General features: G+C 40.6%; 19 protein-coding genes and 1 tRNA gene. 9 read left to right on the plus strand and 11 right to left on the minus strand.

Annotated elements, in window-relative coordinates:
- Positions 1-114: 114 nt before the first annotated feature.
- Entirely contained in the window at positions 115-804 is a 690-nt protein-coding gene (locus ACFOHL_RS16690) for a heparin lyase I family protein (RefSeq protein WP_376921382.1), read from the minus strand.
- Between the two features lie 181 nt (positions 805-985).
- On the opposite strand from ACFOHL_RS16690, the gene ACFOHL_RS16695 reads away from it, so the two are divergent.
- Positions 986-2,725, plus strand: a complete 1,740-nt coding sequence (locus ACFOHL_RS16695; RefSeq protein WP_376921383.1) for a GGDEF domain-containing protein — start codon at positions 986-988, stop codon at positions 2,723-2,725.
- Positions 2,726-2,854: 129 nt separating this feature from the next.
- Here the strand turns inward: ACFOHL_RS16695 and ACFOHL_RS16700 are convergent.
- Positions 2,855-2,941: transfer RNA gene (locus ACFOHL_RS16700), tRNA-Leu, on the minus strand.
- 223 nt (positions 2,942-3,164) lie between these two features.
- Here ACFOHL_RS16700 and ACFOHL_RS16705 point away from each other — a divergent pair.
- Positions 3,165-3,671, plus strand: coding sequence for an RDD family protein (locus tag ACFOHL_RS16705; protein WP_376921384.1), 507 nt, complete (start codon positions 3,165-3,167; stop codon positions 3,669-3,671).
- An 11-nt stretch (positions 3,672-3,682) separates the two neighbouring features.
- On the opposite strand, the gene lptG is transcribed toward ACFOHL_RS16705, so the two are convergent.
- Both lptG and lptF read right to left on the minus strand, forming a co-directional pair.
- Positions 3,683-4,744 (minus strand): LPS export ABC transporter permease LptG, encoded by a 1,062-nt coding sequence (lptG, locus tag ACFOHL_RS16710; protein ID WP_376921385.1) that lies wholly within the window; start codon positions 4,742-4,744, stop codon positions 3,683-3,685.
- The gene (gene lptF / locus ACFOHL_RS16715) at positions 4,737-5,834 is read right to left on the minus strand and encodes an LPS export ABC transporter permease LptF (protein WP_376921386.1); all 1,098 of its coding nucleotides are present in this window, start codon (positions 5,832-5,834) and stop codon (positions 4,737-4,739) included. The genes lptG and lptF overlap by 8 nt, the downstream gene beginning before the upstream one ends.
- Positions 5,835-6,093: 259 nt before the next feature.
- On the opposite strand from lptF, the gene pepA reads away from it, so the two are divergent.
- From pepA to ACFOHL_RS16730, 3 genes are read left to right on the plus strand one after another with little or no spacing between them, the layout of a single operon-like run.
- Complete coding sequence (pepA, locus tag ACFOHL_RS16720) at positions 6,094-7,599, plus strand: leucyl aminopeptidase (RefSeq protein ID WP_376921387.1); 1,506 nt, start codon at positions 6,094-6,096, stop codon at positions 7,597-7,599.
- Positions 7,600-7,602: 3 nt separating this feature from the next.
- Positions 7,603-8,052 (plus strand): DNA polymerase III subunit chi, encoded by a 450-nt coding sequence (locus ACFOHL_RS16725; RefSeq protein ID WP_376921388.1) that lies wholly within the window; start codon positions 7,603-7,605, stop codon positions 8,050-8,052.
- Positions 8,053-8,076: 24 nt separating this feature from the next.
- Positions 8,077-10,848 carry a valine--tRNA ligase gene (locus tag ACFOHL_RS16730; protein ID WP_376921389.1) on the plus strand — a complete coding sequence of 924 codons (2,772 nt, stop codon included), beginning with the start codon at positions 8,077-8,079 and terminating at the stop codon, positions 10,846-10,848.
- Positions 10,849-10,929: 81 nt separating this feature from the next.
- Here ACFOHL_RS16730 and rraB read toward each other — a convergent pair whose 3' ends face one another.
- Both rraB and ACFOHL_RS16740 read right to left on the minus strand, forming a co-directional pair.
- The gene (gene rraB, locus ACFOHL_RS16735) at positions 10,930-11,289 is read right to left on the minus strand and encodes a ribonuclease E inhibitor RraB (RefSeq protein ID WP_376921390.1); all 360 of its coding nucleotides are present in this window, start codon (positions 11,287-11,289) and stop codon (positions 10,930-10,932) included.
- Positions 11,290-11,327: 38 nt separating this feature from the next.
- A complete protein-coding gene (locus ACFOHL_RS16740) occupies positions 11,328-11,924 on the minus strand; it encodes a 1-acylglycerol-3-phosphate O-acyltransferase (protein ID WP_376921391.1) in 597 nt (198 codons plus the stop codon).
- Positions 11,925-12,184: 260 nt separating this feature from the next.
- Here ACFOHL_RS16740 and ACFOHL_RS16745 point away from each other — a divergent pair, with 260 nt between their 5' ends.
- The 3 genes from ACFOHL_RS16745 (at position 12,185) to ACFOHL_RS16755 (ending at position 14,557) form a co-directional block, all read left to right on the plus strand.
- Positions 12,185-13,297, plus strand: coding sequence for an HD domain-containing phosphohydrolase (locus ACFOHL_RS16745; RefSeq protein ID WP_376921392.1), 1,113 nt, complete (start codon positions 12,185-12,187; stop codon positions 13,295-13,297).
- Positions 13,298-13,545: 248 nt separating this feature from the next.
- Positions 13,546-13,896, plus strand: a complete 351-nt coding sequence (locus ACFOHL_RS16750; RefSeq protein WP_376921393.1) for a DUF3718 domain-containing protein — start codon at positions 13,546-13,548, stop codon at positions 13,894-13,896.
- Positions 13,897-14,104: 208 nt separating this feature from the next.
- Complete coding sequence (locus ACFOHL_RS16755; protein WP_376921394.1) at positions 14,105-14,557, plus strand: SRPBCC family protein; 453 nt, start codon at positions 14,105-14,107, stop codon at positions 14,555-14,557.
- A gap of 111 nt (positions 14,558-14,668) precedes the next feature.
- Here ACFOHL_RS16755 and ACFOHL_RS16760 read toward each other — a convergent pair whose 3' ends face one another.
- Entirely contained in the window at positions 14,669-15,967 is a 1,299-nt protein-coding gene (locus tag ACFOHL_RS16760) for an OapA family protein (protein ID WP_376921395.1), read from the minus strand.
- 195 nt (positions 15,968-16,162) lie between these two features.
- On the opposite strand from ACFOHL_RS16760, the gene tyrS reads away from it, so the two are divergent.
- Positions 16,163-17,362 (plus strand): tyrosine--tRNA ligase, encoded by a 1,200-nt coding sequence (tyrS, locus tag ACFOHL_RS16765; RefSeq protein ID WP_376921396.1) that lies wholly within the window; start codon positions 16,163-16,165, stop codon positions 17,360-17,362.
- Here tyrS and ACFOHL_RS16770 read toward each other — a convergent pair.
- The 4 genes from ACFOHL_RS16770 to ACFOHL_RS16785 form a co-directional block, all read right to left on the minus strand.
- Complete coding sequence (locus ACFOHL_RS16770) at positions 17,359-18,321, minus strand: cobalamin biosynthesis protein CobD/CbiB (protein ID WP_376921397.1); 963 nt, start codon at positions 18,319-18,321, stop codon at positions 17,359-17,361. The two genes, tyrS and ACFOHL_RS16770, sit on opposite strands and share 4 nt — an antisense overlap.
- Before the next feature lie 9 nt (positions 18,322-18,330).
- Complete coding sequence (locus ACFOHL_RS16775; protein WP_376921398.1) at positions 18,331-19,023, minus strand: 5'-methylthioadenosine/adenosylhomocysteine nucleosidase; 693 nt, start codon at positions 19,021-19,023, stop codon at positions 18,331-18,333.
- Positions 19,024-19,101: 78 nt separating this feature from the next.
- Positions 19,102-19,701 carry a DUF2726 domain-containing protein gene (locus tag ACFOHL_RS16780; protein ID WP_376921399.1) on the minus strand — a complete coding sequence of 200 codons (600 nt, stop codon included), beginning with the start codon at positions 19,699-19,701 and terminating at the stop codon, positions 19,102-19,104.
- 74 nt (positions 19,702-19,775) lie between these two features.
- Positions 19,776-20,204, minus strand: coding sequence for a hypothetical protein (locus ACFOHL_RS16785; protein WP_376921400.1), 429 nt, complete (start codon positions 20,202-20,204; stop codon positions 19,776-19,778).
- Positions 20,205-20,343 lie beyond the last annotated feature (139 nt).

Raw genomic sequence — 20,343 nt, forward strand, 5'->3', positions numbered from 1 at the left:
AGTGTGGGGATTCCCCATGTGAGAGTAGCACATCGCCAGACTCCTAATCTAGACACAAGCCCCAGCCCATGCTGGGGCTTTGTTGTTTTTGTAAGATGAAAACATTGTTTGGCTCTACAGAGTTGTGATAATTGAAAGATCATCGAGAAACATTTTTGCGACAGAGCTTTCATTTTTTCTAAGCAGCCCAACTTGGAAAAACATGTTTTCTTTTTCAATTTTGGTAATGGTGTATCCACTAAATACAGGTTTATTGTTTATACTTAGACTTAACCTACCCTTCTCTTCATGCCACAATATTTCTAATGAGATGTCATACCAATCTCGATTAAGGTTTATATTCGATCGCCAAAGCAGCTTATTTTCTGCAGTTGAATAGAGTTCTAAGTACCGCGCTTTTACCTGTAGTCTAAAAGCTTGTTTGTAACTTGTATCAGATTCAGCATAGGCAATTTGATATTCCTCGTCACTCAAATAGTCTGGAATTTTAAAGCGCCAATTAAAAAATGTCTGACTATTAGATGATGTCTCATTGGGTTTAAACTGAAGCTCGCACCTGTTTAAACCTGGATTACCTTTCCAGTTAAAATAGTCTTCACCAGTTAACTCGAATAGCGCTACTTTGTTCTTGTTGTTACTAGAAGGCTCATCGATAATACTTATCCCTCTAGGGTGTAGTTGATATGACCAGTTATATTGATGATCTTCAAAATCTTCTGTAATAACCGTTGTTTTCGATAAGAGAGGGGATGAGAAAAATAGAGAAAAACATATTGTAGCGAGTCGTTGTTTATTTATCGACATAATGATTAGCTATCTTATTAGACATGGAAGTATACCGAGGCATAAAATGCCTATATTGTGGTTGTATGTTTACAAGTAAAAATTTAGACTAAGTCGATTAATTTTAAAAGCGAAATTATTAGCTAAACCCATGTATTTTGAATGGTTAACATCAAAAGTAATAAAAATACTTTTTAGTATAGTGTCCTGCACATTATTCGTTTTTTTTGCACGAGCAGAATCAGACATTGAACAGTTCATCAAAACAGTATCCGCACCAAGCTATGATTGCCCAGTTCCTGATCTTATTCCACGACTAAACGAATTGTTAGCAAATGATGAGCTTACGCCATTGCAGAAATATCGTTTGTCTGTAGAACAGACTCAACATCAGATCTGTATTGGTAGCTTAGCTCAAGCAAAGAATTCTCTATTGTCTCTTACACAGAGTGAATATACAGATCGCAGTTCTGACTATTATGCTGACGCAATATATCAATTAGCTTTCATATATGATGTTTCGTCTAAAGTTTTTGAAGCTTGCAAACATTACAAAGAAGCTATTGAGTTAGCGAACGGCAAATACAATGATATTTATGTTAGCGCTAATTTAGGCTACATCACAGAATGTGAAACTTTTACAGTTCAGGAAAAGTTACGCAAAATATATGCTTTATTGGATGACTATTCTACTAATAGGAATAACGGCTTACTCGCGCATATACATAATTCACTGGGTTTTGTTTATTCCGAAGAAAAGTTTTATCACTTAGCGGCAGAGCAATTTCTTAAAGCACACAATCTGGGAGTCGGCGTATATAACGGTAGCAATCGCTTATCTATCCTTACAAGTGCCATTAATGCCTATACTAGTAGTGAGCAGTACGACCTGGCAGAAAATTTGCTTTTAGATTACGAAGAAATAAACAAGGAAGTGGATACACTTTACACCAACTTTATTTATTTATTTTCAAAAAGTAGAATTTATGCAAAACAAGAAAAGTTTGCTCAGTTAAAAGCGACGTTAGACGCTTGGAAACGACTTGACAGCGGCATTGAGAATAAAATTTGGAACGCATATTACAAATGGCATGAAGGTATTTGGTGTTTACATTTGAACGATCAAGTTTGTCTACGTGCTTTATTTAATGATGAAATTCTCGACGATAGCGGCGTTGAAAAGCATTTAAGATTTAGTAGTGAATGGAATACTTTCAAAATAAAGGCAGGCCTTGCGTTAAATGATCTTGAGTTAACAAAAGAAGCCATAAACGATTATTTTTACATTGAAAAAATAGTTAGCTCAGAGAAGGTAAAATACAGCAACTCGATAAACATAACGGAGTTGTATGGAAAAATTCAGGAGCTTGAATCAAAAGTAGCATTTGAAAAAAAATTGGTTAGTTACTTCGGATATTTTGCTGTTTTTGGGGTTATAAGCGTTTCGCTCATAGGTTATATATTGTTCAAACGCAGGTTAATAAAACAACGAGAAATAGATCCGATAACTGGTTTATATAGTCCTGAGTCAGTGGTATCGAAAATATCGAAGCTTCAAGCCCCTGCGGCAAATAAAGCGCATGCTATCGCTATATTCGACTTAGCAAACTTTAGAGATCTCAATAGATTGATGGGCGTTGATAAAAGTGATCTCATTTTGAAGGAGGTAGCTTCAACTTTGTCAACCGTCACTAGAGAGCATGATATTTTGGGAAGGCTAGCCCCAGAGCAGTTTATTCTATGTTTAACCAACATTGAAGAAGCAACAGCGAAGTCATTTTTAGAAAGAGTCAGGAAGGCACTTGAGCGTACGTTTTTGGGCGGGCAACATGGTGTTGATGCAAATTTGAATTCGAGTATGAGTATTTTTATTGCGACTGAAAAACTCGATGATGTTCAAACAATTTTGGAAGATATGTTAGTGTCTTTCACTATCAAGTGAGTGCATTAATATCGTTTTTGAATCTGTATAGATGTGTAAAATAAATCTAAGAGGGTTTTAGCGGCGGTAACCGCTTATTAGCTGTGATTTTTTTTGGAACTTTGCGTTAGCTTGTGTATTTAAAAAGTATGGTACCAGAGGCCGGACTTGAACCGGCACACCCTCACGGGCGGCGGATTTTGAATCCGCTGCGTCTACCAATTCCGCCACTCTGGCTTTGGTGACCATGCTTGCCTTAGCAAAGTGAGCAGGATTATAAGGAGTTATTTAAGCTGTTCAAGTAGTTTTTCAAAATTTAGCTAAAAAAACGCTCAATTGCTTTAATTATCAACAATTAAGCGTATTTATCATAAAGCTCTCAATCTTGTCGTTCACATTAGTCTTAAACAGCCTACTATCTGGTATACTTAAATAACTGCTCACTTTCAGATAAGTTTTTATGGTGAATAATTCAACAAACATAGCGCAGCGAGCTGGTTTTTTAAGACGCCTCGCGGCCATGGTTTACGACACCTTAATTGCGATCGCCATTGCTGTGCTATCGGGTTTGGTAATTGTTTCTATATTAGCGGTATTGATGTCTCAAAACGTTATACCAAATTTTGGCTATGAACACCTTAGTGAGTCGATACAAGCTTCTATTGTGCTGCAACTTCTTGTGCAGTTGTGGATGGTTTTTTGGGTTGTTTTATTTTATTTATGGTTTTGGAAGCATGGTGGTCAAACGTTGGGAATGAGAGCATGGAGACTACGGATGTACACTTTGAACCCCGAACAAGCAATGGGATATTGGCGTTTGTTTATTAGGCTAATACTCGCTTTTGGTGGTTTAGGTACTTTACTCGTGTTGTTTGACTACAAAAACAAGCAGTCTCTTCAAGACCGCTTGTCTGGCACCGAAGTGTTGTTTCTAAGCAAAGAGGAAAACCACCACAAAAGTTGGTAAGCGTTGTAAACTTAGCGCTTCAACAGAAAAACTGTAATCCCTGCAAAAACCAAGCTAGGTAAAATTGCACCAAAGACAGGGGTAAGTTGGAAGACCAAGCTGATCTGACCGAACACTTCATTGCAGATGTAAAAAGAAAAACCTGCTATTACTCCCATGATTATTCGAGCTCCCATCGTTACACTTCGCAAAGGACCAAAAATAAAGGACATGGCTAATAACAACATTACAATTACCGAAAATGGTTGAGTTATCTTTCGCCACAGTGCAAGCTCATAACGAGAAGCATCCTGTTGGTTATTTTCCAAATAGTCGACATATTCTAGTAAACCCTGAATAGACAACGCTTCTGGTTTTACCGCATCAATTCCTAACCTATCAGGGGTTAAGGTACTATCCCAAGTATAGGCATTTAAATGCTCTTGATGAATTTTACTGTTTGTAAATGTCAGGATAACGACTTCACTCAAGTTCCAGTTAGAGCCTGTGTAGCTGGCCTGAGAGGCAGACAATATTTTTTCGATTGTTAGTTCTTCATCGAACATGTAGATCTGTATATCTTGCAAATTGTTCTCATCAATGACATCAGAAATGCTTACAAAGTTATTTCCATCTTTTGCCCATGTTACGCTTTCTGATGACAAAATACTGCCTCCCGAGAGTGCTTGGGTACGTATTTCTTTAGCTTTACTTTCACTTTCAGGTGTAACAAATTCGCTCACTGCCATTATCGCAATGATTATTAGAACAATCGATTTACAAGCTGAAAGGGTAATTTGAAAACGACTCATACCTGATGCTTGCATAACGACTAACTCGCTACTTTGTGCGAGCATACCTATGCCTATTAGCCCACCTAGTAATGTTGCCATTGGCAGGAATAGTTCGACTTCTCGAGGTAAGCTTAAAAGTACGTAGAGCGCTGCAACGGTCATGTCGTAGTCGCCTTGGCCTACACGACGGAGTTGCTCAACAAACTTAATCAATGCACTCAAGCCAATTAGCACAGCCAAAGTCAAGGTTGTGGTACTCAGGAGCGTGCGTGCAATATACAAATCAAGAATTTTAAGCATCTTGTTTCCTCAGCAGTACTCGTCTGAAATAAGCACCCGTTTTTCTGCCTCTTACTAGCAACGTCACGCCCACCAATAGCATGACAACATGCACCCACCACAAGCCCACGAAAGAGGGCAATTTGTTATCTTCCATGAGGCGGCGGGAGGCGAGTAATAGCAAAAAATAGCCTAAGTACAAGAGTAAAGCAGGCAGCATTCTTCCGAATCGACCTTGACGCGGGTCGACTGACGACATGGGCACTGCGATCAGTACTAGCAGTGGTAAGCTAAGCGGTATAGCAAGTCTCCACTGTAGTTCAGCGGCTGCCTCTATGCCAGCGGTGTTCCACAATTCAGATGTTGGGATAGCTGCAGGTTTTCGCCTCGCTTGTTGGCTTTGCCCCTCGGCAACGACAATTGAGTATTGATCAAAATTGACAATATGATAGTCACTTTCTTTGGTGTGGCCTTGATACTGAGTTCCCGTATTTAACACTAATTTTTGTTCGCCTGCGGGCCCCTCTTCGATCGTTCCTGATTGAGAGTAAATTATTTGAAGTTCGTCAGATTGCTTATTTTGTTGAGACAGAAAGACTCGCTTAAGCTCTCCATCGCTAATTTCATGCGTGAAGATAACAGCATTGCTGTTCCCCGTTTCCTGAAAGCGCCCTGGGATCAAAGCAGCAATGCCTGACTTGGCCGCGGCATCTTCTTTGAGTTGATATTCTTTTTCAAGGGACAGTGGGGATAAATAGAGTGTAACGGTAGCTGTGATAACAGCAATGAACAGAGAAAAAACAAGTGCGATTCGGGTAATATACCATTCGCTAACTCCACACGCTTTCAGTACAGTTATTTCACTGTCTACGTACAACCTTCCATGAGCCAACATGATGCCTAAAAAAAGACTGATAGGAAGGACTAGACTGGCAAGAACAGGTGAATATAGAGTAATGAAGCCCAAGACTAAATCAGCAGGTACATTCCCATCGGTTGCATCGCCAAGAATACGTACAAACCTTAAAGTGATAAATATCGACATCAAGATGACGAACACAGCTATTTGCGATTTGAAGGTCTCGCGTAGTAAATATTTAAAAATCAACATTTATATGTGTTTCAATTTAGTCCTTAAGCGCACTGTAAATTTCCCAATCAAAAATAGGTTTTTGATGGCAAGATGCGCATATTGCGGTAAACTTAACGTTTGTGGCAGTTTTGTTTAGGAGCATGGGCTTTTCGTTTAGTGTAGCACAAGGCCCTATCACTGACGACAACTAGCTATAATTGAAAATAATAATAACAGTTATTTTGTCGAACAATGCATGTTCCAATGCAAAAAAAATCGTTAAATAAGAGGGAATACTATGGAATTTGGTGTAAAAAGCGGCAGCCCAGAAAAACAGCGAAGTGCTTGTATTGTTGTGGGGGTTTTTGAACCTAGACGCTTAACGCCGGTCGCTGAGCAACTTGATACAGTGAGTGAGGGTTATATCAGCAACCTTATTCGTAGAGGTGATTTAGAAGGTAAAGCTGGTCAAATGCTTTTATTGCACCATATTCCCAATGTACTGAGTGAACGTGTTTTGTTAGTAGGGTGTGGCAAAGAACGTGAACTTAACGAAAGACAGTACAAGCAGATAGTTGCCAAAACAATAAAAACTTTAAACGAAACAGGCTCTATGGAAGCCGTCAGCTTTCTTACTGAATTACATGTGAAAGGGCGCGATACATATTGGAAAGTGCGTCAGGCTGTCGAAGCAGCGAATGAGTCAGTGTATACCTTTTTGCAGTTAAAAACCAAAAAGGGTGAACCACGCCGTCCGCTTCGCAAAATGATATTTAATGTTCCCACGCGAAAAGAACTTCCGCTTGGAGAAAAAGCAATAGAACATGCTAATGCAGTAAGTAGAGGGGTGAAGGCTTGTAAAGATGTGGCCAATATGCCCCCCAATATTTGTAATCCGCTTTATTTAAATACTTTGGCAAGTGCGTTATGCGAAGAATTCGATAGCTTGACTCTTGAGACAATTAATGAAGCACAAATGACTAAATTAGGGATGAATAGCTATTTAGCGGTGGGGCGAGGCTCTGAAAATGAATCTATGATGAGTATCATTCATCATAAGGGGGGGCATGCCGACCAAGCCCCCATTGTATTAGTGGGTAAAGGACTGACTTTTGATTCTGGTGGTATTTCTATCAAGCCGAGCGAGGCGATGGACGAGATGAAATACGACATGGGTGGAGCAGCTGGCGTATTAGGGACGATGCATGCTGTTGCAGAGTTGAACCTGCCAATAAATGTTATTGGTGTGCTTGCCGGTTGTGAAAACATGCCCGATGGTAAGTCTTATCGTCCGGGTGACATTTTAACGACAATGTCAGGCCAAACCGTAGAGGTTTTGAATACCGATGCTGAGGGTAGGTTGGTGCTGTGTGATGCATTGACCTTTGTCGAAAAATATAAACCAGATACGGTTATTGATGTCGCGACACTAACCGGAGCTTGTGTGATAGCACTCGGAAAACATGCCACAGCCGTATTGAGTAGCCACAATCCTTTGGCGCATGACATTGTGAATGCTTCTGAGCAAAGCTCAGACCGAGCTTGGAGGTTGCCACTCTGGGATGATTACCAAGAGCAAATTGAAAGCCCCTTTGCAGATATGGCAAACATCGGCGGGCGTCCTGCAGGCACGATTACCGCAGCGTGCTTTTTGTCTCGTTTTACGAAAAAGTATCATTGGGCACATTTGGATATTGCTGGTACTGCATGGCTTGGAGGTGCTAATAAAGGCGCAACGGGGCGCCCTGTGCCCATGTTAACGCAGTACCTAATGAATAAAGCCAGCTCTTTACCAGAAGAATAGAAAATGGCAACAAAGGTAACATTTCATGAGTTGCTTGCGTCCGCTGATGATAACGAAGCAATTTTAGCGATTGCAGTCAGACTCGTAGAAGAAGCATTCGATGCTAAGATTTATGCTACTTTGCTTTGCTCTTCGCAAATGCAGGCCGAATCGATAGATGAGCTGCTTTGGCAAAAACCAGTCAATAGGTTTATTCCACATGCCTTAGAAGGTGAGGGCGACGACAAAGCTGTGCCGATTGTCCTTATGTGGAAAGATCAACTAAATGAAGGTCGACGCATAAAAAATAGACGACTAGTCATAAATTTAACGATGGAAATACTTCAAGATTTTCATCGAATCGAAAATATACACGATTTCGTGCCTACCGAAACAGAGCAGAAAGCGCTTGCTCGGACACGCTACGCGACGTATAAAAATGCGCAATGTAGCATGGCATTCAACAAAGCATAAGCTATAAAGTAAGAGATGTTGTAAATGGAAAAAACCTTTAATCCCAGTCAAATTGAAAAAGCATGTTATGAGCATTGGGAGTCAAATGGCATGTTCCGCGCGAGTGGGCATGGTGAGCCTTATTGTATTTTGTTACCGCCGCCAAATGTAACGGGTAACCTGCATATGGGGCATGCATTTCAACATACTGTAATGGATGCCTTGGTTCGCTATAGACGAATGAAGGGTGACAACACCTTATGGCAGTGTGGTACTGACCACGCCGGTATCGCGACGCAGATGGTCGTTGAGCGTCAGCTCAATGCTGAAAACATGACAAGGCATGATCTTGGACGTGAAAAGTTTGTCGAGCGAATTTGGGACTGGAAGGAAGAATCTGGTGGGAACATAACGCAGCAAATGCGTCGACTAGGCACCTCTCCCGACTGGGATCGAGAAGTGTTCACCATGGACTCCAACTTATCTAAGGCGGTGCAAGAAGTATTTATTCAGCTGTACGAAGAGGGACTAATCTACAGAGGTAAGCGGCTAGTTAATTGGGATCCGGCTCTGCTGACAGCTGTTTCAGACTTAGAAGTCATAAGCGAAGAAGAAGATGGTTTTATGTGGCACATGCGTTACCCGCTTGTTGAGGGGAATGAGGAGCTAATTGTTGCTACGACTCGTCCGGAAACAATGTTGGGAGATACAGCTGTAGCTGTGCACCCTGATGACGAAAGGTACACACATTTAATCGGTAAAATGATCAAGCTACCTATAACAGGACGCGAGATCCCGATAGTGGCTGATGACTATGTTGATCCTGAGTTTGGCACCGGCTGCGTTAAAATTACCCCCGCGCATGATTTCAATGACTATGAGTTAGGTAAACGTCATCAATTGCCAATGATAAATCTCTTTACCGATACGGCTTGCATGAATGAGAATGCGCCAAAAGAGTTTCAAGGTTTAGAGCGTTTTGAGGCACGCAGTAAAGTCGTTGATACTTTGGAAAGCGCTGGGTTACTGGTTGAAATAAAACCCCATAAATTAAAAGTACCGCGAGGTGATAGAAGTGGCGTTGTTATCGAACCCTACCTCACCGACCAATGGTATGTAGCGGTCGAATCGCTGGCTAAACCTGCAATTGACGCAGTGGAGTCGGGCGAAATTAAGTTCATTCCAGAGAATTGGAACAAAACGTATTACCAGTGGATGCACAATATTCAAGATTGGTGTATTTCCCGCCAGTTATGGTGGGGGCATCGCATTCCAGCTTGGTATGATCAAGATGGAAAGGTATACGTTGGCGAAAGTGAGATAGCGGTACGAAGCAAGTATAGTTTGGCTGAAAATATAGTGCTTAAACAAGATGAGGACGTGCTAGATACTTGGTTCTCCTCTGCACTTTGGCCTTTTGCTACCATGGGGTGGCCAGAAAAAACACCAGAACTAGACACCTTTGTGCCAAGTTCAGTCTTGGTAACAGGCTTTGATATCATATTTTTCTGGGTGGCCAGAATGATAATGATGACTAAAAAGTTCACTGGCAATATTCCGTTTAAAGACATTTATATTACAGGGCTGATCAGAGATGAAAATGGCGATAAAATGTCTAAATCTAAGGGCAATGTGCTTGACCCTATTGATCTGATTGACGGTATTGATATTGACACCTTGGTCAATAAACGGACTAGTGGCATGATGCAACCGCAACTAGCAAAAAAAGTGGCGAAATCTACGAGAAAACAGTTCCCAGAAGGCATTTCCGCCTATGGTACCGATGCGCTTAGATTTACCTTTGCGTCCCTTGCTTCGACCAGTCGTGACATTAACTTTGATATGAATCGGGTCGAAGGTTACCGTAACTTCTGCAACAAAATTTGGAATGCCACGCGATTTGTATTAATGAATACGGAAAGTTTTGATACTGGCAATAAAGGCGGAGAGCTCAGCCTAAGCGTATTTGATCGCTGGATTTGGTCAAGATTTCAGGCTACGTTGAAAAATTTTGAACAACATATTAGTGAATACCGTTTTGATTTAGCAGCGCAAAGCTTGTACGAGTTTACTTGGAATCAATTTTGCGACTGGTATTTAGAATTGAGTAAACCAGTGTTGAACGCCTCTAATTCCAGCGAGAGTTTAAAACGAGGTACTCGCCACACCCTCATCAATGTGCTCGAGCATTTGATGCGTTTACTGCATCCCTTTATGCCTTACATAACAGACGAAATCTGGAAAAAGATACGCCCGTTATCATCTCATCATACCGATGCCGAGAGTATCATGTTGGCACCTTTTCCCGAAGTAAATGAGAAGCTGTTAGATACAGAGGCTGAGTCCGATATTGAGTGGGTGAAATCGTTTATTGTGGGCATTCGAAACATTCGTGGTGAAATGGACATCGCGCCGTCTAAGCAACTAGAAGTCATGTTGAGAAATGTGTCTGAACGCGACCAAATGATACTAGATAGTTGTAGTAAGTACTTACTAAATTTGGCAAAGTTGTCCTCGGTTACTGTATTAGCATCTGGGAAAGAAGCGCCTGCTTCCGCCACTGCCTTAGTGGGTGAAATGGAAGTGCTCATACCGATGGCGGGATTAATTGACAAAGAAGCAGAATTAACGCGTTTGAGTAAAACGACAGAAAAATTGGAGAAGGAGATCCAACGTACTAAAGGTAAGCTCAGTAATGAAAACTTTGTCAACAAAGCCCCAGAAGTAGTTATAGAAAAGGAAAAAGCGAAATTAGCGGACGCAGAGATGCAACTGGCTAAAATTAATGAACAAATATCAGTTATTAGTGCTTTATAGTATTCTTTTAGCTATAAGTAATCAGACTATGTTGCTTGAGCCTTGTTTCAATTGAAAGTAGGCTCAAGCGTTCACAAGGTCTTAGTTCGGCTTTTCGATAAAGTAAGTGCCCCAGCCATCATAATGGACGCCATGCTTTTGTGCGATGATTACTAAAGTATCGGTGTCTTTATTAAAAGCACTTACGTCGAGTTTTTTTTCTGTAACGGCGTCAAAACAAAATACGATTCCGCCGTCGTCGAGGACAAGCTCTTCGGCATCGGAAACTTCAAACCCAGCTTTAAAAGTGTCTACCGCTGCCTTTTCTAACTTATCAAAATTGTTACAGGCAAAATGATGTTCGATAACATGTGGCTTTGATACATCTGTACCATCATCAGTCAGTGCGTCGATGGTTTCTTCATTAAAATCATGCCATTCAAGTAATTCTTCGTTGTTCACGTATACATTTCCGTCATTTTTATTAGGGTCAACAGATCCTAGTTGTCTTGAGTCTGACTTAATTTTTTTGCTTCTTTAGTCAGCGACACTAATTTTTCTTTGTACAGGTTTTCAAAGCGTTTGGCTATTTGTTTTGCGTTTTCTTCGCTAGAGATACTCATTGGTGCCATAACATCGATGATTACCGTGCCATTGTTCCATCGATTAAACTTAATATGACTGAGATCACTGCAGCAGATAGGTACAATCTGTTGCTTTGTCTCTTGTGCTAATCTAAATGCGCCAGTTTTAAATGGCAATATACCTTTGCCTCGGCTTCGCGTTCCCTCTGGAAACATATAAATAGATAAACCTTTCTCTTTTATCTTTTTACTGGCACCCGCAAGTGTGCCTCTTGCACTGGCAGAGTCTTTTCGATCTATTAAGATGTTTCCAGAAAGCCAGTAAATTAGACCGAAAACGGGGATCCATTTTAGGCTCTTTTTGCCAATAGTGACTGCTCCAGGTCTAGCGGAACGACTCACCGTAATTAAATCATATGAATTTTGATGGTTAGCAATATATAGGTATGAGCCGTCATCTTTTACTTCTGGCGCTGTGTGAACGACTAGCTTGATCCCCAAAATGTACGACATACTAGAATACACCTGACCGGCCCAATAGACATTGTTTTTGTGCATTGGACGCAGTAGACAGAAAATGACCAAGCCAATGTTTATAAGAATAAAATAGACAAAAAGTATGACAAATCGAAGTGCGGCTACCACTATTGCTCCCAAATTTTACGTAGAGCGCGCATTATACCTGCTCGTGTAAAAACTCATAGTGTACGAGTAAATTTATCTTAAAAATTGCCGATATATACAGCAGTTTTACTGAATTGATTGATAGGTATATGGCGCTTTTTACACCTGAAGAATTAGATGAAGATATCCTCCAAGATTTGCGAGAAGAAATACAAGAACTTTACGAAGCGAGTGAACAGACGCTTATCGAACTTGAGTTGACGCCGACGGATAACGACTTACAACGGGCTTTGTTTAGATCAGTTCATACGATTAAGGGCGATCTCGGATTAGTCGGTTTTACTCCGATGATAGAAGTACTTCAATATCTTGAAGATATTCTTGATTTACTTCGAAAAGGCGAGACGGAGTATAATAGTGTATTGAGTGACTTGGTTATGCGGCTAATGGATCGAGTCAGTCAGTTTGTCACTGCATGTATTCAAGACGGTAAGGTTGAATATGATAAAGAAGCTTTAGATGACACGATCGCCATCATTAAGAAAGTGGATGAACATAACCAAGCTGATCACGAACGTCTTATCCTTAAAGCGCTCAATCGTCTTCAGAATAAAGAAGAGTTAGCGGAAGAGAGTACAGTACAACTCGCCAAAACAGGTATTCCAAAAAACTTGTCGGCTGAAAAACAAGTTGATCTTCTGTTTTTCAGGGAGGTCATGCGGCCAATTGAAAAACGAGCTGGATATAAGGAAGGAAGGGGAGATAGACTGGCAATTCTTGCGTTCTATATCAACGGTTTGCACAATACTCCAATTGACGAAGCACAGTTGGCTGTCGCGTGTTACGTACATGATTTTGGTATGGCTTTTATGCCGCATGATATTGTTTGCAAAGAAGAGCGATTAAGTGCGCTGGAGTCAAATTTATTGCGTTCACATGTATACAAAAGCACGCGATTGATTGAGCATCTCAACGAGTGGGATGAAGCTCGAAAAATTGTGATGCAACATCACGAAAATGTTGATGGAAGTGGCTATCCTCTTGGTATTGACGGTGATCAAATGTGCGAAGGAGCCAAACTTCTTGGTATTCTTGATAGGTACGATAACTTAATAAACCAAGCACAAGACAATGGTGAGCCCTTGTCTCCAAAGGACGCAGTGATTGCTTTAAATAAAAACTACCGAGGTCAATTAAGTGGTACTTGGTTACGTTTATTTAATCAAGGAATGACCAAGTATTTGACAGAACTAGCCAGTTAATAGATTGGGAGTGCGCAGTGCTAACCTCTAAAAAAAGGGTTGTACTGCCACTCGTCTCATGAATCCGTCGCTCTGTCATATATCTCTTTCCTGTAAAAAAAATTAGCCTAAACTCAACCTTGCCTTTAAAAAGTCTTCCCTAGACATAGGCATTTTGAGGCTCATTTGAGCCTCCTTTTAATTCAAATTCATCCCTTATTAGCTAGTATTTACAAGGGGTAGAAAAGTCGATTGTTCAGGAGCAGGTTATGCGTAAGTTAGTTAAAGTCTCTATGTTGATGTTAGGTTCCTTCCTCATTGTTCAAAATGCAGCTGCAATTAGTAAATCTGAAGAGAATAGGCTAGTTAAGGTTTGTGAGGCGATTCAATCAAATAGCCGCTTACAATTGTCAAAAACACTAAAAAATACACGCTTGAGTCATCAAGCCATTATGAAAGGCTTGGTATGTAATGGTGATGACCCAATAAGCTTTGCTCTAAAAAATGGTGCGGTTAAAAATGCAAAATATTTAGCGCACAGATCTGGTCAAGATATGACGGACTCTCAGTTGGTCTTATTAGCTAAAGTGACTCAAGAACAAGCGAAGCGAAAAGGCTAGTAAGTCAATAGTTTATCTGAAACTTTCACGATTTAAATGAAGCATTCTTAGCATTCAACACTCCTTTTTAGGCGCTATTTAGTAGCGCCTTTTTTGTCACCAATTTAATAGACTAATATGTGAAAAAATAGCCATTTTTTTCTGCGTGTTAGAAGATTTTGGCCGATAACTAATACTGTTGAACAAAAAATTTGGAGTAGCTGTTTGGATGTATAAGTTTACTTTAGAAGGGATGCTAAACGCTTCTGTGTCTGATGTCTTTGATGCTTTTTCAAAACCCGAATTGATTGTAAAGTGGTGCGCACCGGGAAGGCTTACTGTTTGTAAATACATTGGTGAGATATCTGTAGGTAGCAACTATAGATTAGTTTTTGAGAGTGATGATGGGTTTCGTCAAATGGTAGAGGGTACGTACAATCTTGTTGAAAAAGATAAAAAACTCAGCTTTACGTGGCGATGGGAAGATACACACGAAATGACAAAAGTCTGTGTGAGTTTTGTAGCCATAAAAAATGGTAATACTCAATTTGAGTTATCTCAAGTAGGTTTTAAATACCACAACGACATGCTTCAACAACAATATGCTTGGCTTGACTGTCTAGAAAAACTGAGTCGCATATTACCTGCATCTGAGCCAAACGCAGTGCTCCAAGCATTATAGCCTAATGGCCAAAAGCGCAAATTTTGGGAAATCTTTTTTATGATGCGACCAAGGCTATGCTCAGAGAGTATTAACAACTAAAGGTAGTCGCTATGCTCTCAATAATGCATTCTATTGCATAGCAAGCATTATGCGTTTGTTGTTATTTAACAAATCTTGTTGCTTGCGCGCTAACAACAAAAACTCGTCTTTTTCGGAGGCCTTAATTGGCTTAGCTTTGGGTAATTCGACTGTTCTCGGGTTTCGGTGAACCCCATTTACCAGAAATTCGTAATGTAAGTGCGCACCCGTTACCATCCCAGAACGGCCTAAGTACCCAATAGTTTGCCCTTGTTTAACCCATTGCCCTTTTTTTACTGCTTTGCGTTTGAAATGAAGGTACTTGGTGGTGTATTTTTCACCGTGTTGGATAAACACATAGTTGCCATTAAATCTATTGTATCCCGCTTCTATTACCTTTCCGTCTCCTGACGCGACCACAGGCGTACCAATAGGCGCTGCATAATCCACCCCACGGTGCGGTTTTATGCGTTTTTGAACCGGATGAAATCGTTTGGGGTTAAAGTTCGAGCTTACATAATACTTAAAGTTAATCGGTGCCCGTAAGAAGCTCTTGCGCATGCTTCTGCCCTCAGGCGTATAGTAATTGCCGTCTGTATATTGGATGGCGGTAAAGGTATCACCTTGATTCACAAATTCTGCGGCAACTATATCACCAAAGCCAATAAACTCGCCATCGACGAAGAGCTCTTCATAAGCTAAATTGAAAGAATCTCCGTTGCGAATTTCTTGCGCAAAATCTATATCCCAGCCAAATATGCCGGCAAGTTCCATAATTTGATTGTCACTCAACCCGGCCTCAATACCAGCATGCCAAAAGCTACTCTTTATCGTGCCCTGCCCAAAGGCAACAATTTTCTCGACATTTTTAGTGGTGACACTGCTGATGTATTGATTGTCTGATAAAGCGATTTGTAGCGTTTCTGTATTCGTCAAAGGATATTGGAGAGAGGTCAGCTGGCCAGCCTCGTCAATGTGAAGGTATAGCATATCACCGGGCTTGATGCGTCTGAGTTGCTTAGCGTCGTCCCCTGCCTTGCTAACTTTGTAGGTGGTTTGAGCAGATAACTTGTGCTTTTTGAAGATACTTGCAAGGGTATCGCCACGTTTTACCTTGTGACTAATGTAATCGTCGGCTTCGAAAAAGGTATCATCAAGTTCAACTTTTGAAGCAATATCGGGAATAGATAACTCGTATTTGACACCGGGTTCAAGTTGCATAACTTTAATATTTCTAGACGCCTTTACCTCTTCAGAGGGCAATAAAAACAAGACCAACATTATGGCCATGAGTGCGCCAATTGCAAAACGATGCTTTTTCGGAATATGTTTTATTGTATTGTTTAACATAGGCTCGTAAAATACTGAGGTTAAAGGCCAGAATATACCGAATTTAGTCTAGTTTCCAGTCAAAAGGTTCACTTTACCATCTAATGTATTATCGGCGGTTAAAAAGTGTTCTTCAGGAATAAACTATTTCAAAATTATACCTTTATATTTAAGTTACTTAAGACGATTCACACAACACATTTTTAGGAAGTAAACATGGGCAGTTGGGAGACAGCTTTCGCGGAAATTAAGCGCGGTTCTGACGAAATTTTAATAGAAGAAGAGCTAATTGAACGCTTAAAGACTGGAAAACCGTTAAAAATAAAAGCTGGGTTTGATCCAACCGCACCTGATTTGCACCTTGGGCATACAGTGTTAATCAATAAGCTTCGCACATTCCAGCAGCTTGGACACGAAGTTATTTTCTTGATAGGCGATTTTACAGGCTTAATCGGTGATCCAACTGGAAAAAATGTTACGCGTAAACCATTGACAAAAGAACAGGTATTGGAAAACGCAAAGACCTACCAAGAACAAGTATTTAAGATACTCGATCCTAAAAAAACAACGATACGCTTTAATTCCGAATGGATGGACGAGTTGGGCGCTGCGGGTATGATAAAATTGGCAGCCAGTCAAACCGTAGCGCGTATGCTAGAACGCGATGACTTCAAAAAGCGTTATGCTAATGGGCAAGCGATTGCTATCCATGAGTTTTTATACCCACTTGTACAAGGTTGGGATTCTGTCGCTCTGGAAGCTGACGTAGAGCTTGGAGGAACGGATCAGCGCTTTAATTTGTTGATGGGGCGAGAATTACAAAAATCGCAAGGCCAAGCACAACAGACAGTACTGATGATGCCATTGTTAGAAGGTTTAGATGGCGTTCAAAAAATGTCTAAGTCATTGAACAATTATATTGGTATTACTGACGCACCCAATGAAATGTTTGGCAAAATCATGTCAATATCCGATGAGCTCATGTGGCGCTACTTCGATTTACTGAGTTTTAGACCTTTAGATGAAATTTCAAAACTAAAATCATCGGTAGAACAAGGGGCAAACCCGAGAGATGTAAAAATTGATTTAGCAAAAGAGATTATTGCGCGCTTCTATTGTCACGACAAAGCGGAGGACGCTCACAAAGACTTTGTCCAACGTTTTCAAAAGAATGCGATTCCAGAAGACATGCCAGAGCTAGAGTTAGCCTTGCCAGAAGACGGACTAGCCATTGCGAATATTTTGAAAGACGCTTCTTTGGTGGGATCCACTTCTGACGCCATACGCATGATCAAACAAAATGCAGTGAAAATTGACGGAGAAAAAGTGCAAGATACACGTCTGATCGTGAATACAAAGGGCTCAGCAGTGTATCAAGTGGGTAAACGAAAGTTTGCGCGAATCACATTGGTTTAAATAAGAAAGATAAAGACTAACAACAAGGATAGAAAGCATCTATCTAACAAATTTGATACATTTGCTATGTCCTTTATTTGCGGTTCGATATCGCCTACGTTTCGACCGCGCCTTACTTTTTGTCCTGCTCGTATCACCGGTCCGCCGGTATGTACATTTAGTGCAATACTTAATGCTGATAGTGTGGCTGCCCCACCTGGGGCCCAGCTTGTACGGTTCATTAAATATTGGGCGAATTTACTGTACGCACGCTGATTAAACGAAAATAACACGAGAAGTAAATTAAATACTCTCGTGGGCAGATATTGCAGTGTTTGTGAGATTAGGTAAGTGCATTGACCGAAAAAGTGGGTGCTTGCCGACTTAACACTCCATACCTGCTGAGCCTCGTAAAGTAAACGATATATAAGAGCAGGAAAAATCCCGAAACCAACATAGATAACAATCACGGTAAATTGCTGATAAACAAAACGCAGTGTAAGACTTTCAATTGTGGCTTTAACAATACCAAGTTCGGATAAAGTTTGAGTTTGCCTGAGTGTGAATGTCTTAAGTAAGTCTCTTGCTAGCTGTTTTTTTTGTGCTACCAATGCAGTGCTGATTTGTTTGCTTGTTTTTCGGTAGTGATTGTATTGTAGGCATATAAACAGTATTAATGCGTCAAGTACTAAATGTAATTCAGCCAAGTTGTACAGAAAATACAAGATAGCGACAAAAGGAAGTGCCAATACGGTGAAACCGAGTGCTCCAGCCAAAATATGTTGTTGTTTGCTGTCGTGGGTGGAGAGTACTTTGCTCTTCATCTTGGTACAAAGCACTCGCCAAAATGCCAATGGGTTAGCGCTCAAAGGTAAGTGCAAATAGCGCTCACATAGACAAGCAATGGTGACAGTGAGCAGAGAACTGTACTCCGCGCTTATTTCTAACTGATTATAAGTTAAATCGTCGAAAGCTAACAAATTAAGTGACTAAATGGCGTCAATCATGCTCAGTACTAGCCGCGCTGAGTTCTCTGCTGCAGTAACTAAGTATTGTTCAAACGAAATGGTGGACGTTTTTCCTGCTATATCCGAAAGGCTTCGGATGATCACAAAAGGTGTGTCCATCATGTGGCAACACTGTGCAATGGCGGCAGACTCCATTTCCACTGCTTTCATAGAGGGGAAGTTTTCCTGAATTTTACTTGCAGTTTTATCGTCACAAACAAATTGGTCGCCACTGCATATTAGTCCTGTTTTTACTGTCACGTCTTTCAAGTTTTTTGCTGCGTCAAAGGCAACGCGGCTGAAATTGGCATCGGCTACAAACTGACTAGGCATGGCAGGGAGTTGGCCCAGCTCATACCCAAAACTCGTCACATTTGCATCATGATGAGCCAAGCTGTCCGCCACTACGATATCACCTATGTTAAGGTCTGGGTCAAAGCCGCCTGCGGAACCCGTGTTAATAACTAAGTCGGGCTTGAATGACTGAATTAGAATACTCGTCGCTACTGCAGCGGCCACTTTGCCAATACCACTTTGCACTAAAAAAATCTCGTGATGAGACAAATTGCCGGTAAAAACTTCTAGGTAGTTATGCTTTATTTGTTGTTGGTTGATAAGAGCAGATTTTAGTTTTTCTACTTCTTCTTGCATTGCACCAATGATTGCTATTTTCATTTGACTACCTCAAGGTAAAAAAGTGAGGGCTATAATAGCCACTCATCTCTCAAATACAAGCTTACTTAACTATTTTACCTAGGCAACGGCTTTTCTGGTTGGGCTTAGCGGACGTGTAGGGCGCGTTGAACGCTTGATGACTTCAGGCCTATCATTTGCTGCAACAAATGGTGGTTTGCCTTGACGCCTTCTTAAAGGAATAAGTTTTGTTTCGATACATTCTCTTATTTCAGCCAATGTGTAACCGTTTTTGGCTTTGATGCGAACGTGGGGGATCATTGCAGTGTCGAGCGCACCAGATACAAAAAAATCACGCTGAATGTTGTGACCATCTTTACTTGTACCGTATACCAAATCGATTGCCATAACTGGGCTCAAGTCTTTTCTGTCGCATAACACGAAGTCAATCTGTTTGTTGCCTGCTTTTAATAGTGCGCTGTTTGCCAGTTTTTTGTTGGTATTGCTTTTTAAGCTTAAAAGGTCTACGAGTCTGACTCTACACAATACCCGAAACTCGGTGCCTACAGCATTTTCAATCAGCATGAGAAATTGTCTTTCGGCTGCAGTAAACAATTGCTTTTTCATTGAGAAGGGGAAGCTCAGTTTAGTGTCGCTAAGTTTAATCGCAACAACTGACATACAAACGATAAGGGCAATTAATATGATAGCAATTTCCATAACAACTCCAAAATTACATAATTTTTTTTACGATGTTGGAGCTTGTTCAGCAAACATTATGCCATAGTTTTGGTTTATGCTTTCTCTCTAACCAAAATGTCTATTTGTGTACCCTTGCCATCTGCCGAAAATATAAGCGTCGTGTTGTTATCCTTGCTCTTCATAAGCGTTCTGTCTTTTATTTTTGCAATATGCTGTAACTCAATGCCCACGTTTTTGTAGAAATTAATGGCTGCATCGGGTGTTATGGGAACGTAAAAAACCATACTGGCAGGAAAATCAGCGGCAAATATCTGACAAAGTTTGCCGTTTTCATGGATTTTTATTTTATTAAATTCCAGTGGGCAACTTTTATCTCGAGTTAGTTTGGCATTATTTTCCTCGAGCGGTGAGGATGATTTGGTGTCACTCGCGAGTAAATTGAAGGTGGAAAAAACTACCAACACGTATGTGAGGTATTTGGCTATCGAAAAAATAGAAGATAATTTTTTAGATTGAGTCAAAATTTACCTCTCTTGTGGTTTAAAAATGGCGTAATTAATTTCAGCCAGTTGATGACTACTTATTGATATATATCATTAGACACTAACATTCAATGTGTTGGGCATTGGAAAAGGTATATAGGTATGGCTTTGCACAACC

It is taken from the genome of Agaribacter flavus, assembly GCF_042646125.1.
In the GTDB taxonomy this organism is placed as follows: Bacteria; Pseudomonadota; Gammaproteobacteria; order Enterobacterales; family Alteromonadaceae; genus Glaciecola; species Glaciecola flavus.

Excerpts from the sequence above, each read along its gene's own strand:
- ACFOHL_RS16690 (WP_376921382.1), bottom strand. The coding sequence starts at position 804 with ATGTCGATAAATAAACAACGACTCGCTACAATATGTTTTTCTCTATTT.
- ACFOHL_RS16705 (WP_376921384.1), top strand. The coding sequence starts at position 3,165 with ATGGTGAATAATTCAACAAACATAGCGCAGCGAGCTGGTTTTTTAAGA.
- lptG (WP_376921385.1), bottom strand. The coding sequence starts at position 4,744 with ATGCTTAAAATTCTTGATTTGTATATTGCACGCACGCTCCTGAGTACC.
- lptF (WP_376921386.1), bottom strand. The coding sequence starts at position 5,834 with ATGTTGATTTTTAAATATTTACTACGCGAGACCTTCAAATCGCAAATA.
- pepA (WP_376921387.1), top strand. The coding sequence starts at position 6,094 with ATGGAATTTGGTGTAAAAAGCGGCAGCCCAGAAAAACAGCGAAGTGCT.
- ACFOHL_RS16725 (WP_376921388.1), top strand. The coding sequence starts at position 7,603 with ATGGCAACAAAGGTAACATTTCATGAGTTGCTTGCGTCCGCTGATGAT.
- ACFOHL_RS16730 (WP_376921389.1), top strand. The coding sequence starts at position 8,077 with ATGGAAAAAACCTTTAATCCCAGTCAAATTGAAAAAGCATGTTATGAG.
- ACFOHL_RS16740 (WP_376921391.1), bottom strand. The coding sequence starts at position 11,924 with ATGTCGTACATTTTGGGGATCAAGCTAGTCGTTCACACAGCGCCAGAA.
- ACFOHL_RS16745 (WP_376921392.1), top strand. The coding sequence starts at position 12,185 with ATGGCGCTTTTTACACCTGAAGAATTAGATGAAGATATCCTCCAAGAT.
- ACFOHL_RS16750 (WP_376921393.1), top strand. The coding sequence starts at position 13,546 with ATGCGTAAGTTAGTTAAAGTCTCTATGTTGATGTTAGGTTCCTTCCTC.
- ACFOHL_RS16755 (WP_376921394.1), top strand. The coding sequence starts at position 14,105 with ATGTATAAGTTTACTTTAGAAGGGATGCTAAACGCTTCTGTGTCTGAT.
- ACFOHL_RS16760 (WP_376921395.1), bottom strand. The coding sequence starts at position 15,967 with ATGTTAAACAATACAATAAAACATATTCCGAAAAAGCATCGTTTTGCA.
- tyrS (WP_376921396.1), top strand. The coding sequence starts at position 16,163 with ATGGGCAGTTGGGAGACAGCTTTCGCGGAAATTAAGCGCGGTTCTGAC.
- ACFOHL_RS16775 (WP_376921398.1), bottom strand. The coding sequence starts at position 19,023 with ATGAAAATAGCAATCATTGGTGCAATGCAAGAAGAAGTAGAAAAACTA.
- ACFOHL_RS16780 (WP_376921399.1), bottom strand. The coding sequence starts at position 19,701 with ATGGAAATTGCTATCATATTAATTGCCCTTATCGTTTGTATGTCAGTT.